Here is a 14,025-nt window from a genome sequence, read left to right on the forward strand (position 1 = left end):
TCACATCCCTTCACGGGTACTGCGCATGCCGCCGAAGCCGGTCAGCCGCACGAGGATCAGGGACAGGCCGGTGGCGGCCAGCACCAGGAAGGTCGCGATGGCACTCGCGTAGCCGAAGTCGTAGCTCTTGAAGCCCGCCTCGTACATCAGGTACGGCAGGACCGCGGTGTCGGTGCCCGGGCCGCCCTTGGTGAGGATCAGCACGGTCTCGAAGTACGTGAGCGAGCCGACGACCATCAGGACCGTGGACGTCGTGATGGTGTGGCGCAGCTGCGGAAGCGTGATCGAGAGGAACTGGCGGTACCGGCCCGCTCCGTCGATCGCCGCCGCCTGGTAGAGCACCTCGGGTATCTGCCGGGCCCCGCCCTGGTAGAGCAGGGTGTGGAAGGGGATGAACTGCCAGCCGCCGACGAACACGATCGCGAGGAACGCGCCGCTGGAGGAGCCGAGGGTGTTCTTCTGGATGATGCCGAAGTTCGGGTCGAGCAGGGCGTAGAAGAGCAGCGCGATCGCCGTCGAGGACAGCAGGAACGGGACGAAGAAGATCGCGGACAGCACCGCCCGGTTGCGCTGGCGGCCCGCCGCCCAGACACCGAGCAGCAGCGCGGCCACCGTCTGGAAGACCCAGCTCACCGCCGTCAGCAGGACCGTGAGCCACAGGGACTGGAGCATCCGGTCGTCGTCGAGGAGCTTGCGCCAGTTGTCGAGGCCGACGGGCCGCGGGTCGCCGAGGCCGTCCCAGCTGGTGAAGGAGAGGTAGAAGGCCAGGCCCATCGGGACCACGGCGAAGAACGTGAAGAACACGACGGCGGGCAGGGCCCAGGCGGCGTGCGGGCGGCCGGCGGCGGAGGCCGCGGGGCGCCGTGGCCGCACCGCCCCCTCGGACGGTCCGCGCCGCGCGGCCCGGCTGTCCGCCGGGGCCTTCACGGGGCTCGGTGCGCTCACTTCAGCTCCTTGAGCGCCGACACGAACTCGCTCGGCGAGGACTTCCCCACGAACAGCTTGTTGATCTCGGTGAGCATCGGGGTCGCCGTCTTCGAGCCGACCGCCTGGTCCCAGGAGAGCGTGAAGGCGGGCGCCTTCTCGACCATCTCGTACTGGAACTTCGCGAACTCCGGGTTGGGCGAGGCCTCCAGCAGTTCGGCCGCGCCGGAGGTCGTCGGGATGTCGCCGTTGGCGACCAGCGCCTTGGCGTACGTCTCCGAGGCGCAGTCCTTCAGGAAGGCGATGGCGGCGTCCTTGTTCCCCGCGCGGGTGTTGACCGACCAGTAGTTGGTGGGGTTGCCGACGACGTTGCGGATGTCGCCCCTGCCGCCCTCGACCGTGGGGAACGCGCACCAGCCCAGGTTGTTCTTCGCGAAGGACGGGAACTTGCCCAGCTGCGTCGAGTACTCCCACGACCCCATCAGGTGCATCGCCGCCTTGCCCTTGGCGAAGACCGCCGGGGCGCCGCCGTTGGTGTACGCGACCGAGCTGAACTTCGAGCCGAAGGCGCCGTCGTCGATGAGCTCCCGGACCGTCTCGGCGGCCTTCAGGACGGCCGGGTCGCCCCAGCCGGACGCGTCGCCCTCCTGGATCTTCGCGAAGACCTCCGGGCCGCCGATGCGGTCGACGAGGTACTCCAGCCACATCAGCTCGGGCCAGGTGTCCGCGCCGCCGAGCGCGAACGGGGTGATCTTCGCCTTCTTCAGTTTCGCGTTGACGTCCTGCAACTGGGCCCAGGTGGTGGGCGGCTGCAGCTTGTGCTCGGCGAAGAGGGACTTGTTGTAGAAGAGGATGACCGGCTGCATGCCGCGCATCGGTATCCCGTAGTTGCGGCCGCCGAGTCCGCCCGCCGCGAGCACCGAGGGCAGGAAGGCGGACTTGAGGGCCGGGTCGTTCTCGATGGTGTCGGTCAGGTCGAGGACCTGCTTCGCCTCCTGGTAGTCCCTGATGGACCCGCCGCCCCAGTTGAAGAAGATGTCGGGGGCGCTCGGGGAGCCCATCGCGGTGCGGAGCTTGGCCGGGTACTCCGCGCCCGGAATCCTCTCCAGCTTCACCTTGCCCTTGGCCGACTCGGCGGCGGCGGACTTGTTGAAGCGGTCGACGGCGGCCTGCTGGACCTTCACCGCGTCGTCCCCGTACACGAAGGCGGTGAGGGTGCCGCCGCCCCCGCCGGAGTCGCTGTCGGAGCCGCAGGCGGTGAGTCCGGTGGTGAGGAGGGTGGTGGCACCGGCGCCCAGGATCCAGCGCCTGCTGAACGCGCGGCCGCTCAGGCCGCCGTCCGCGCCTGCGCCCGTGGGCCGCCCGCCGTTGGACCGCCCAGTGATCGACTCCATGACAGCACCTCTTCTTCTGCGGCACGCTCGCCTGTGCGGCGCACTCGCGTCACGAATGTTTCGGGTGGTATTTCGAATGTTCCGGGAACGTATGGCGACCGAGGGTCTTCGTCAAGAGGTTGCGCAGGGATACGATCGCGTTCATGACTCGCCCGAATCCCGCCGTAGCCCAGTCAGCGACGCTTGCTGAGATCGCCCGCGAGGCCGGGGTCTCGGCTCCGACTGTTTCGAAGGTGCTCAACGGCCGCGCCGATGTGGCCCCGTCGACCCGCAGCCGGGTGGAGGAACTGCTGCGCCGGCACGGCTACCGGCGCCGCCGGGCCGAGGCGTCCCGGTCGCCGCTCATCGACCTCGTCTTCCACGAACTGGAGAGCGCGTGGGCGATGGAGGTCATCCGGGGGGTGGAGAACGTGGCGCGGGACGAGGGGCTGAGCGTGGTCCTGTCCGAGAGCGCGGGGCGGCTCACGCCCGGGCGCACCTGGGCCGACCAGGTCGCCGCCCGCCGCCCGTACGGGGTCGTGCTCGTCCTCAGCGGGCTCGACGAGTCCCAGCGGGCGCTGCTGACCAGCCGCTCCATCCCGTTCGTGGTGGTCGACCCGGCGGGCGACCCCGGTGACGACGTGCCGTCCGTCGGTGCCACCAACTGGCAGGGCGGACTCGCCGCGACCCGGCATCTGGCGGACCTCGGGCACCGGCGCATCGGCGTGATCAGCGGGCCCTCGCGGATGATGTGCAGCCGGGCCCGGCTCGACGGGTACCGGGCCGCGCTGGACACGGCGGGGCTGCCGGCCGACCCGGCGCTCGTGCGCACCGGCGACTTCCACCACGAGAGCGGCTACCGGGCGGGGCTCGAACTGCTGAGGCTGCCGGACCGCCCGACCGCCGTCTTCGCGGGCAACGACCTCCAGGCCCTCGGCCTGTACGAGGCCGCCCGTGAGCTGGGCCTGCGCGTGCCGGAGGACCTCAGCATCGTCGGTTTCGACGACCTGCCGGTGGCCCGCTGGGTCGGCCCGCCGCTCACCACCGTGCGCCAGCCGCTCACGGAGATGGCCGAGGCGGCGGCCCGGCTCGTCCTGGACCTGGGCCGCTCGGAGCGTCCCTCGGCGGCGACCCGGGTGGAACTGGCCACGAGCCTGGTGGTCCGCAGCAGCACGGCCCCGCCGGCCGAGTCGAAAGTTTCGAAGATCCCGGGCTGAGAATTCTGAACGAAATCTGAGAGTTTCCGAAGTAAAGCCGCGAAGTTGTTGTTCCTTGTAATAATTCGGACTTACGTTCTCCCTGTGAGCGTTGGCGTGGGCGGAGAAGACGGGTCCGGGGGCGAGGACGCCGCGATACCCGGCGAAGGACGGCGGCCGTGGTGGTCGGGCCGGTCACGGCTGTTCAGGGCGGCGGGCGTCGTCGCCGGCTGCGCACTCGTCGTCTCCCTGGCCGGGGCCGCCTGGGCCTACTGGCACCTGAACCACAACATCAAGAGCGTCGACATCGACAGCGCGCTCGGCGACAACCGCCCGGCCAGGGCGATGACGACCCCGACGGCCTCCGAGAGCCCCCTGCCCAGCGGCGCGCTCAACATCCTGGTCCTCGGCTCGGACTCGCGCGGCGGCGAGCGCAACAAGGCGCTCGGCGGCGGCAGCAGCGAGGGCGCCCGCTCCGACACGGCGATGATCTTCCACGTCGACGAGGGCCGTTCGCAGGCGACCGTGGTGAGCATCCCGCGCGACACCCTCGTCACCCGCCCCTCCTGCCCGCTGCCCTCGGGCGGCACGACGTCGCGGGCGAACGGCGTGATGTTCAACAGCGCGTACTCGCTGGGCGGGCCGGTGTGCGCCGTCAAGACGGTGGAGGCGATGACGGACGTCCGCATGGACCACTACATCGAGATCGACTTCGCCGGTTTCGCGGACCTGGTGGACGCACTGGGCGGGGTCACGGTGACGACGGAGGAGGACATCTCCGACGAGGACAGCCACCTCGAACTGGACGCGGGCACCCACCACCTGGACGGTACCGACGCCCTGGCGCTGGCCCGTACGAGGCACGGCATAGGCGACGGCAGCGACCTCGGCCGCATAGGCCTCCAGCAGAAACTGGTGAAGGCGCTCCTGGACCAGGTCTCCGCCACCGACCTCCTGACCAGCCCCACCCGCCTCTACAAGGTCGCCGACGCCCTCACGAGCAGCCTCACCACGGACACCGGCCTCAACTCCCTGACCGAACTGATGAACCTGGGCCAGAGCCTCAAGTCCCTCTCCTCCACCACCACGGAGACGGTGACGATGCCGGTGGTCCCGGCCCCGTACGACCCCAACCGCGTGGTGGCGGAGGAACCGGAGGCGGGGAAGCTGTGGGAGTCGCTGAGATGAGGGCGTAGGCACGGCGGGACGGAGGCGCCCCCGAGGAGTCCTGAAGGAATTTTGGAGAAGGACCGGCGGGCGTGTCGATTCCCGGGAGCCGTGTTCGACGCTCGGGTGAGAGGCGGGGGCGAGCCCCGTCCCCGTACACCAGGACTCAGGGAGTCGTCATGCCCCGCTACCTTTCGATGATCCGTATCGACGAGCAGAACGCGCCCGCCGAGGGCCCCAGCGACGCGCTCATGGAGCGGATGGGGGAGCTGATCGAGGAGATGACCAAGGCCGGAGTGCTGCTGGACACCTCCGGGCTGACGCCGACCGGGCAGGGCGCGCGGGTGCGCTGGGAGGGCGGCGCGCTGTCCGTCACCGACGGGCCGTTCACCGAGACCAAGGAGGTCGTCGGCGGGTACATGATGCTGCAGGCCAGGGACCGGGCCGAGGCGGTCGAGTGGTCCAAGCGGTTCCTGCAGATCCACGAGGCCCACTGGACGGTGACCTGCGAGGTGCGGGAGATCGTCGAGGGCTGAGCCTTGGCCTGACGGGGCCCGGGGTGTCTCATGGGGGAGCGTGACACCCGACACCCCCGGCCCGGCGGGCCGCCCGAGTCCCGATCCCGATCCCGACCTGACCGTCGACACCGTCTTCCGCATCGAGTCGCCCCGCATCATCGCCGGAGTCGCCCGCATCGTGCGCGACGTCGGGATCGCGGAGGAGCTCGCCCAGGACGCGCTGGTCGCGGCGCTGGAGCAGTGGCCCCGGGACGGGGTGCCTGGCAACCCCGGCGCCTGGCTCATGGCCACCGCCAAGCACCGGGCGATCGACCTCGTACGGCGGCGGGAGCGGTACGCGCGCAAGCTCGCCGAGATGGGGCGCGACCTGGAGACCTCCGCGCCGCACGGGTACGGGCACGGCCATGTCGACGAGCCCGCCGACCCGGACGGCATCGACGACGACCTGCTGCGGCTCGTCTTCACCGCCTGCCACCCCGTGCTGTCCGCCGAGGCCCGCATCGCCCTCACCCTGCGGCTGCTCGGCGGGCTCACCACCGCCGAGATCGCCCGCGCCTGTCTCGTACCGGAGAAGACTGTCGCCCAGCGCATCGTGCGCGCCAAGCGGACGCTCGCCGCGAAGGGCGTGCCCTTCGAGGTGCCGTACGGGCCCGGACGCGAGGCCCGGCTCGGTTCCGTGCTGGAGGTCATCTACCTGATCTTCAACGAGGGGTACGCGGCCACCGCCGGGGACGACTGGCTGCGTCCGGCACTCTGCGAGGACGCCCTGCGGCTCGCTCGCGTGCTGGCCGGGCTGATGCCCAAGGAGCCCGAAGTGCACGGGCTGGCCGCGCTGTTGGAGCTGCAGGCCTCGCGGTCGGCCGCGCGGGTGGGTCCCGCGGGGGAGCCGGTGCTGCTCGCCGAGCAGCACCGGGGGCGCTGGAACCGGGTCCTCGTCCGGCGGGGGTTCGCCGCGCTCGACCGGGCGGAGGCCGCCTCCTCGGGCGGGTCGGGCGGCGCGAGTGCCGCGGGTGGCGTCGGGGGTGTGCCCGGGCCGTACGTTCTGCAGGCCGCCATCGCCGCGTGTCACGCGCACGCCCACACGTACGAGGAGACCGACTGGGGGCGGATCGCGACACTGTACGGTCTGCTCGCCGTCCGGGCGCCGTCCCCGGTGGTCGAGCTGAACCGCGCCGTCGCCGTGTCGATGGCCGAGGGGCCGGCGGCGGGGCTGGCACTCGTGGACGCGCTCGTGGGTGAACCGGCGCTGCGAGACTACCACTTGCTGCCCAGTGTGCGGGGGGACCTGCTGGCGCGGCTCGGGCGTACGGGGGAGGCCGCCGCCGAGTTCGCGCGGGCGGCCTCGCTTGCGCGGAACGGACGGGAGCGGGAGTTTCTGCTGGCGCGGGCGGGAGGGTGTGCGGCGGGCACGGTGTGAGGGTGCGGGCGGGAGGGTGTGCGGCGGGCACGGTGTGAGGGTGCGGGCGGGAGGGTGTGCGGCGGGCACGGTGTGAGGGTGCGGGCGGGAGGGTGTGCGGCGGGCACGGTGTGAGGGTGCGGGCGGGAGGGTGTGCGGCGGGCACGGTGTGAGGGTGCGGGCGGGAGGGTGTGCGGCGGGCACGGTGTGAGGGTGCGGGCGGGACGGTGTGCGGCGGGCACGGTGTGAGGGCGCGGGTGCGGGTGCGGGTGCGGTGGGGGTTGGCCGCGCGGTTCCCCGCGCCCCTCGCGGGGCCGGGTGGCGGAGTCGCTCGAACGGTTCAGTCGGCGCGACCCCCGTGCGCCGGCGTGGGACGGTGGGACCACCTGTCGCACCACCGGACCCCGGAGCCCCGCCATGGCTGATCTGCAGGACGAACTGCACACCACCGCCGAGGCCGGCGCGCTGGACCGGCCCGAGCCCTTCGGCGCGTTCGAGCCGCTCGTCGCCGAAGCCGGAACGGGGCCCAGGGCTGAAGCCGGGGGCGAGGCCGAGATCGTCGCCGGGGCCGCCGGAATCGGCGACGCGCGCGCGGCCGGTGCCGAGGCCGACCCCCTCACCCGCGCCCGCGCCCTCCTCGCCGCCCACCCCGTCGCGGACGGCTACAGCGGTCTGGCGCGGGCCCTGCGGCACCTCTCCTGGTACGACCTCGAGAACGGCGACAGCGCGGTCGACACCGATGTGCCGAGGCTGCGCGAAGGGCACGTCGGCGCGCTGTTCTGCTCGCTGCACCTGCCCGACGGACTCGTCGGCGGACGGGCCGTCGGGGCCACCCTGGAACAGCTCGACCTGGTCAGGACCGTGGTGGAGGCCCACCCCGAGGGCCTGCGCCTGGCCCACAGCGCGGCGCAGCTCACCGACGCCAGGAACTGCGGCCGGGTCGCCGTGCTGCTCGGCCCGGCCGGCGCCGCCGCGCTGGACGACTCGCTCGGCATCCTGCGCTCGCTGCACGCCCTCGGCCTGCGGGTCCTCACCCTGTCCGGGGTGTCCTGGGCCGGTGAGAACGGACTGACCCGGTTCGGCGAGGAGGTCGTACGCGAGATGAACCGCACCGGCGTCGTCGCCGACCTCTCCGGCGCCTCGGACGCGACCCTCCGCCGCGCCCTCACCATCTCCAAGGCCCCGGTCGTGTGCACCCGCTCCGCCGCCCGCGCCCTGCGCCCGCACCCGGCGAACCTCCCCGACGACCTGCTCGTCGCGCTCGGCGCGGCCAAGGGCCTGTGCCTGGTCCCGCTGACCGCCGAGCAGACGGGCCCCTCGGTCCGGGACGTGGCCGACCACCTCGACCACGTACGGGACCTCGCGGGACCCGAGTGCGTCGGCCTCTCGGGGACGTACGACTCCGGAGCCGCGCACCCGCGGGACCTCGCGGACGCCGCGGGCTATCCGCTGCTCGTCGCCGAACTCCTCGGCCGCGGCTGGTCCGAGACCGACCTCGCGCTGCTCACCTGGGGCAACCTCCAGCGCGTCCTGCGTACGGCCGACTTCACCGCCCGCGCCGTCCGGCTGCGCCGCGAGCCCTCCACGGCGAGGATCGCCGAACTCGACGGCTGACCGCCGGTCACCGGCGGGCGCGGAGAGGGACCTCAGCAGGCGCAGAGGCAGAACGGGTGGCCGGCCGGGTCGGCGTAGACCCGGAAGGTGCGCGTCCGGTCCTGCGCGTCGAGCACCTTCGCGCCCAGCGCCAGCACCTCCTTCTCCGCCGCGTCCAGATCCTCCACGGTGACGTCCAGGTGGAACTGCTGCGAGTCGTCCGGCGCGGGCCACTTCGGCGGTACGTGACCGGGCGCGGCCTGGAACGCCAGCGTCCCGCCCTCCGGCAGCCTCAGGTCCACCCAGCGGCCGTCACCCTCGACGGTGCCGCCCAGCACCCCGGCGTAGAACGTGGCGAGCGCGCGCGGGTCGGGACAGTCCAGGACGACGGCGCCCAGCTTGGCGAGAGCCATGATTGCTCCTCCTCGGTTCGTTACCCCTTGGTGGGTTCATGCGGTAACCGTTACCGCATGCTGCCCCATCGGGGGTAACCGTGCAAGGGGGCGGCGGGCGGCAGTCACCGTCAGCTCGGCGCCGGAGGTAACGTCACGGACATGAGTGAGCGCACGCCCGCACCCGGCGGACTGGTCCTCGTCCAGTCCCTGGTGAACACCCTCGACATCCAGTCGGGTGCCGACGCGCTCGACACGGCCGAGGGGCGGGCCCGGTTCGGGATCGGCGACGACGACGGCTCGGTACGGAGCGCGCGCGAACTGCGCGAGTCGCTGCGGGTCGTGTGCCTCGCGCACGCCGGGCACCCGGCGCACCGCGGGGTGCGGCCGCTCGACGACCTGCTCGCGTCGGCGCCGCTCGTCGTCACGGTCGCGGCGGCCGACGGCTCGGCGGCCTTCCGGCCCGCCGACCCCGGCCCGCTGGCCTCCCGGGTGGCCGCGGCCGTCGCGGAGGCCCACACCGCCGGCACCTGGCTGCGGCTCAAGGCCTGCGAGGCGCCGGACTGCCACTGGGCGTACTACGACCGCAGCCCGGCGGGCCGCGGCCGCTGGTGCTCGATGTCGTCCTGCGGCGCCCGCGCCAAGATGCGCCGCTACCGGGCCAGGTAGCCCGACGGGCGAAGCGGACGGGCAGAGCCGGCAGCCCGTCGGGGGACCTCGGCTCAGGCCGTCGGGCGGCCCATCGCCCGGTACGTCCAGCCCGCCGCCCGCCACACCGCGGGGTCGAGCGCGTTGCGGCCGTCCAGCACCACCCGGTCGGTGGCGACCTCGCCCAGCGCCGCCGGGTCCAGCTCGCGGAACTCGCGCCACTCGGTGAGGTGCAGGACGGCGTGCGCCCCGCGGACGGCGTCCACGGCCGTCTCGGCGTAACCGAGGGTGGGGAAGAGGCGGCGCGCGTTGTCCATGCCCTTGGGGTCGTAGACCGTGACCTGGCCGCCCTGGAGGTGGATCTGGCCCGCGACGTTCAGCGCGGGGGAGTCCCGGACGTCGTCCGAGTCCGGCTTGAACGTCGCGCCGAGCACCGCGATCCGCTTGCCCAGGAAAGAGCTGCCGCCCAGCGCCTCACGCGTCATCTCCACCATCTGGCCGCGCCGCCGCATGTTGATGGAGTCGATCTCGCGCAGGAAGGTCAGCGCCTGGTCGGCGCCCAGCTCGCCCGCGCGGGCCATGAACGCGCGGATGTCCTTGGGCAGGCAGCCGCCACCGAAGCCGATGCCCGCGCGCAGGAACTTCTTCCCGATCCGGTCGTCGTGGCCGATCGCCTCGGCGAGCTTCACGACATCGCCGCCGCCGGCCTCGCAGACCTCGGCCATCGCGTTGATGAACGAGATCTTGGTGGCGAGGAAGGAGTTCGCGGCGGTCTTCACCAGCTCGGCGGTCGGGAAGTCGCTCAGCACGAAGGGCGTGCCCTCGGTCAGCGGCGTCGCGTACACCTCGCGCAGCAGCTTCTCGGCGCGCTCGCCGCGCACCCCGGCGACGATGCGGTCGGGGTGCAGGGTGTCCTGGACGGCGAAGCCCTCGCGCAGGAACTCCGGGTTCCACGCCAGCTCGACGTCCTCACCCGCGGGGGAGAGCTCGACGAGCGTACGGGCCAGCCGGTCGGCCGACCCGACGGGCACGGTGGACTTGCCGACGACCAGGGCGGGAGCGGTGAGGTGCGGGGCGAGCGAGGCGAAGGCGGCGTCGACGTACGACATGTCGCAGGCGTACTCGCCGTGCTTCTGCGGGGTGTTCACGCAGATGAAGTGGACGTCGCCGAACCGCGCGACCTCGGCCCAGTCCATGGTGAACCGCAGCCGCCCGCTGGACCCCTCGATGCCGGCGACGTGCTTGCGCAGCAGCTCCTCCAGACCGGGCTCGTACATCGGGACCTCGCCCCGCTGCAGCATCTCGATCTTCTCGGGCACCACGTCCAGACCCAGCACCTCGAAGCCGAGTTCGGCCATGGCGGCGGCATGCGTGGCGCCGAGGTAACCGGTGCCGATCACCGTGATCTTGAGGGCCATGGGTGCTCCAGGAAGTAGCCGTCAGGTGCGCGGACAGAGCATAGTCGCGGCGTGTCGGAGCCCTTGACCGGGCAGGATCTCCCCTTGTCGCCAAGCTCACGTATCGCTCGTGGGGGCGGGCGCATAAAATTTTGGTTACTTAACGGTAGTTAGCGTCAGTACCACTGCGTCTTTGGAGCGTGAGAGACCTTGGCCGGATCGGCTGATTTCGACCTGTACCGCCCGTCGGAGGAGCACGACATGCTCCGGGACGCGATCCGCGCACTGGCCGAGGCGAAGATCGCACCGTACGCCGCGGCGGTGGACGAGGAGGCGCGCTTCCCCCGCGAGGCCCTGGAGGCGCTGACCGCCAACGACCTGCACGCCGTGCACGTACCGGAGTCGTACGGCGGCGCGGGCGCGGACGCGCTGGCCACGGTCATCGTGATCGAGGAGGTGGCGCGGGTCTGCGCGTCCTCGTCCCTGATCCCGGCGGTGAACAAGCTCGGCTCGCTGCCCGTCATTCTCTCGGGCTCCGAGGACCTGAAGAAGAAGTACCTGACGCCGCTGGCCCAGGGCGAGGGGATGTTCTCCTACTGCCTCTCCGAGCCCGACGCGGGCTCGGACGCGGCCGGCATGAAGACGAAGGCCGTGCGCGACGGCGACTTCTACGTCCTGAACGGCGTGAAGCGCTGGATCACCAACGCGGGCGAGTCGCAGTACTACACGGTGATGGCCGTGACCGACCCCACCAAGCGCTCCAAGGGCATCTCGGCCTTCGTGGTCGAGAAGTCGGACGAGGGCGTCTCCTTCGGTGCCCCCGAGCGCAAGCTGGGCATCAAGGGCTCCCCGACGCGCGAGGTCTACCTCGACAACGTCCGCATCCCGGCCGACCGCATGATCGGCGCGGAGGGCACGGGCTTCGCCACCGCGATGAAGACGCTCGACCACACCCGCATCACGATCGCCGCGCAGGCGCTCGGCATCGCGCAGGGCGCCCTGGACTACGCCAAGGGGTACGTCCGGGAACGCAAGCAGTTCGGCAAGCCGATCGCCGACTTCCAGGGCATCCAGTTCATGCTCGCCGACATGGCCATGAAGATCGAGGCGGCCCGCCAGCTCACCTACGCGGCCGCGGCCAAGTCCGAGCGCGGTGACAAGGACCTCACCTTCCAGGGGGCCGCGGCCAAGTGCTTCGCCTCCGACGTCGCCATGGAGGTCACCACGGACGCCGTCCAGCTCCTGGGCGGCTACGGCTACACCCGTGACTACCCGGTCGAGCGCATGATGCGCGACGCCAAGATCACGCAGATCTACGAGGGCACCAACCAGGTTCAGCGGATCGTGATGGCCCGCAACCTGCCGTAGGCCTCGCGGCGGGCTCCGTACGGCGAGGGGCCCCGGCAGCTACCGGCTGCCGGGGCCCCTCGCGTGCGTGAAGCAGGTGGCGCGGTCCCTACCGGTCGCTCGTGACCGTCACCTTCTCGTCGTTCCTCAGCTGCTCCACCAGGGTCTTGACCTTGGCTGTGTCCCACTGGAGGTTGCCGTTGCCGGTGTTGCCCGAGATCGGCATGTTCATGGACGTGCCGTCACCGCCGGTGATGCCCTTCATGGCCCAGAACATCGAGCCGAGGTCCCACAGCGACATGTCCTTGTCGACGGTGAGGGTGTCGAGGCCGGAGCTCAGGGTCGGGTACAGCTTGAAGGGGTTGAGGACCGTCGAGGGGGTCGCCGTCTGGTTGGCGAGCGCCGCGAGGAACTTCTGCTGGTTCTTCGTACGGTCCAGGTCGCTGCCCGCGAGCGCGTACCGGGTCCGTACGAAGGCGAGGGCCTGCTGGCCGTTCAGGGTCTGCTTGCCCGCGTCGAAGTCGGCGCCGGACTTGGTGTCCTTCAGGCCGCCCTTGGGGATGTCGATCTCCACGCCGCCGACCGAGTCGACGATCTTCGCGAAGCCGGCGAAGCCGATCTCCGCGTAGTGGTCGATGCGCAGCCCGGTGTTGGCCTCGACGGTCCGCACGAGCAGCTCGGGGCCGTCCTCCGCGTACGCCGCGTTCAGCTTCACCTGGCGGCCGGTGCCCTTGAACGTCTTGCCGGACTCGGAGCCCACGAAGGTGGGGATCGTCACGTTCGAGTCGCGGGGCAGCGAGACCATGGTGTTCCCGTTGCCGCCGACGTGCAGGATCATCATCGAGTCCGTGCGCTTGCCGTCGGCGGAGCCGGTGTGGAGCTCCTTCTTCTCCTCGGCGGACATGCCCTCACGGCTGTCGGAGCCGACGATCAGGTAGTTGGTGCCCTCGCCCCCGTCCGGCCGGTCGATGACCTTCGACAGGTCGACGTCCCGGTTGAGCTTGGAGTCGGCCCAGAAGTACGTGCCGACGGACACCACGACCAGCAGCGTGACCACGGTGATGGAGATCCACTTGATCCGCCGGCGCCAGTTCGGCGCGGAGCGGCCGGGCCGGCCGTCGTGGCCGCCGGGCCCCTGCGGGCCGCCACCGCCGTAGACCTGGCCCGTGTTGTAGTCGTCGTCACCGTGGCCGTCGGTGTACCCCTGCTGCGGCGGGACCCCGTGCGCGGGCGCGGAGGAGCGCGAGCCGGCGCCCGGACCGCGCTGCACCTGGCGCATCACGCGGGCGCCCTCCGGCTGGGTGCTCGCACTGCCGTAGCCATGGCGTTCGCCACCGTTGTCTCCGGATCGCCCCTGGGGCCAATCGTTCATGCGACCCAGTGTGCAGTGCTCGACTGTGTGGCATACAAGGGTCTTCGGAATATCGGGTCAGGGCTGTTGCCAAGCTGATGCAAAGCACCCGTTGCGCCTTCCGGCATAGGGTGGACGGCATGACAGAGCAGGCCCCCGCCCCGGAAGCCGATATTCCGGGCAAGCCGACCTCGGCGTCCCGGACCACGCTCAGCCACATCATGAGCCACAACGACACCAACCTGCTGGGAACGGTGCACGGCGGGGTGATCATGAAGCTGGTCGACGACGCGGCCGGGGCGGTGGCCGGACGGCACTCCGGCGGGCCCGCCGTCACGGCCTCGATGGACGAGATGGCGTTCCTGGAACCGGTACGCGTGGGCGACCTCGTGCATGTGAAGGCCCAGGTGAACTGGACCGGGCGTACGTCCATGGAGGTCGGTGTCCGGGTCCTCGCCGAGCGCTGGAACGAGTCGACGCCGCCCCAGCAGGTGGGGTCGGCGTACCTCGTCTTCGCCGCGGTGGACGCCGACGGGAAGCCCCGCCGGGTGCCTCCGGTGTGCCCGGAGACCGAGCGCGACGAGCGGCGGTACCAGGAGGCGCAGATCCGGCGCCAACACCGGCTGGCCCGCCGCCGGGCCATCCTGGACCTCCGCGAGCGCCGCGCCGCGGAGGGCCTGGACTAGGCCGTCCCTCGGGAGCGGGCCGGTGAGGGCCGGGCCC

General features: G+C 71.7%; 13 protein-coding genes. 8 read left to right on the forward strand and 5 right to left on the reverse strand.

Features of this window, described 5'->3' with window-relative positions; translation table 11 throughout:
• Together QFZ75_RS23200 and QFZ75_RS23205 are read right to left on the reverse strand one after the other, a co-directional pair.
• Complete coding sequence (locus QFZ75_RS23200; RefSeq protein WP_373466056.1) at positions 1 to 816, reverse strand: carbohydrate ABC transporter permease; 816 nt, start codon at positions 814 to 816, stop codon at positions 1 to 3.
• Between the two features lie 125 nt (positions 817 to 941).
• The gene (locus QFZ75_RS23205; protein WP_307539770.1) at positions 942 to 2,318 is read right to left on the reverse strand and encodes an ABC transporter substrate-binding protein; all 1,377 of its coding nucleotides are present in this window, start codon (positions 2,316 to 2,318) and stop codon (positions 942 to 944) included.
• Between the two features lie 143 nt (positions 2,319 to 2,461).
• Between QFZ75_RS23205 and QFZ75_RS23210 the strand changes: the two genes are divergently transcribed.
• The 5 genes from QFZ75_RS23210 to QFZ75_RS23230 all read left to right on the forward strand — a co-directional run bounded on the left by QFZ75_RS23210 (position 2,462) and on the right by QFZ75_RS23230 (position 8,188).
• The gene (locus tag QFZ75_RS23210) at positions 2,462 to 3,514 is read left to right on the forward strand and encodes a LacI family DNA-binding transcriptional regulator (RefSeq protein ID WP_307539771.1); all 1,053 of its coding nucleotides are present in this window, start codon (positions 2,462 to 2,464) and stop codon (positions 3,512 to 3,514) included.
• 84 nt (positions 3,515 to 3,598) lie between these two features.
• The gene (locus tag QFZ75_RS23215) at positions 3,599 to 4,681 is read left to right on the forward strand and encodes an LCP family protein (RefSeq protein WP_373465925.1); all 1,083 of its coding nucleotides are present in this window, start codon (positions 3,599 to 3,601) and stop codon (positions 4,679 to 4,681) included.
• Between the two features lie 158 nt (positions 4,682 to 4,839).
• Positions 4,840 to 5,196, forward strand: a complete 357-nt coding sequence (locus tag QFZ75_RS23220) for a YciI family protein (RefSeq protein ID WP_307539773.1) — start codon at positions 4,840 to 4,842, stop codon at positions 5,194 to 5,196.
• A 40-nt stretch (positions 5,197 to 5,236) separates the two neighbouring features.
• Positions 5,237 to 6,595: an RNA polymerase sigma factor gene (locus tag QFZ75_RS23225; RefSeq protein WP_373465926.1), complete on the forward strand. Its 1,359-nt coding sequence runs from the start codon at positions 5,237 to 5,239 to the stop codon at positions 6,593 to 6,595.
• Between the two features lie 396 nt (positions 6,596 to 6,991).
• Positions 6,992 to 8,188, forward strand: coding sequence for a dipeptidase (locus QFZ75_RS23230; protein WP_307539774.1), 1,197 nt, complete (start codon positions 6,992 to 6,994; stop codon positions 8,186 to 8,188).
• Between the two features lie 32 nt (positions 8,189 to 8,220).
• Here QFZ75_RS23230 and QFZ75_RS23235 read toward each other — a convergent pair whose 3' ends face one another.
• Complete coding sequence (locus QFZ75_RS23235; RefSeq protein ID WP_307539776.1) at positions 8,221 to 8,580, reverse strand: VOC family protein; 360 nt, start codon at positions 8,578 to 8,580, stop codon at positions 8,221 to 8,223.
• Positions 8,581 to 8,721: 141 nt separating this feature from the next.
• On the opposite strand from QFZ75_RS23235, the gene QFZ75_RS23240 reads away from it, so the two are divergent.
• Entirely contained in the window at positions 8,722 to 9,228 is a 507-nt protein-coding gene (locus QFZ75_RS23240) for a CGNR zinc finger domain-containing protein (RefSeq protein ID WP_307539778.1), read from the forward strand.
• Positions 9,229 to 9,281: 53 nt separating this feature from the next.
• Here QFZ75_RS23240 and QFZ75_RS23245 read toward each other — a convergent pair whose 3' ends face one another.
• Entirely contained in the window at positions 9,282 to 10,625 is a 1,344-nt protein-coding gene (locus tag QFZ75_RS23245; RefSeq protein WP_307539780.1) for a UDP-glucose/GDP-mannose dehydrogenase family protein, read from the reverse strand.
• Positions 10,626 to 10,814: 189 nt separating this feature from the next.
• Between QFZ75_RS23245 and QFZ75_RS23250 the strand changes: the two genes are divergently transcribed.
• Positions 10,815 to 11,972, forward strand: coding sequence for an acyl-CoA dehydrogenase family protein (locus QFZ75_RS23250; RefSeq protein WP_307539782.1), 1,158 nt, complete (start codon positions 10,815 to 10,817; stop codon positions 11,970 to 11,972).
• Positions 11,973 to 12,060: 88 nt separating this feature from the next.
• On the opposite strand, the gene QFZ75_RS23255 is transcribed toward QFZ75_RS23250, so the two are convergent.
• Entirely contained in the window at positions 12,061 to 13,323 is a 1,263-nt protein-coding gene (locus QFZ75_RS23255; RefSeq protein ID WP_307539783.1) for an LCP family protein, read from the reverse strand.
• A 119-nt stretch (positions 13,324 to 13,442) separates the two neighbouring features.
• Here QFZ75_RS23255 and QFZ75_RS23260 point away from each other — a divergent pair, with 119 nt between their 5' ends.
• Positions 13,443 to 13,988: an acyl-CoA thioesterase gene (locus tag QFZ75_RS23260; RefSeq protein ID WP_307539785.1), complete on the forward strand. Its 546-nt coding sequence runs from the start codon at positions 13,443 to 13,445 to the stop codon at positions 13,986 to 13,988.
• Positions 13,989 to 14,025: the final 37 nt, after the last annotated feature.

This window comes from Streptomyces sp. V3I8, from assembly GCF_030817535.1.
Taxonomy (GTDB): Bacteria; Actinomycetota; Actinomycetes; order Streptomycetales; family Streptomycetaceae; genus Streptomyces.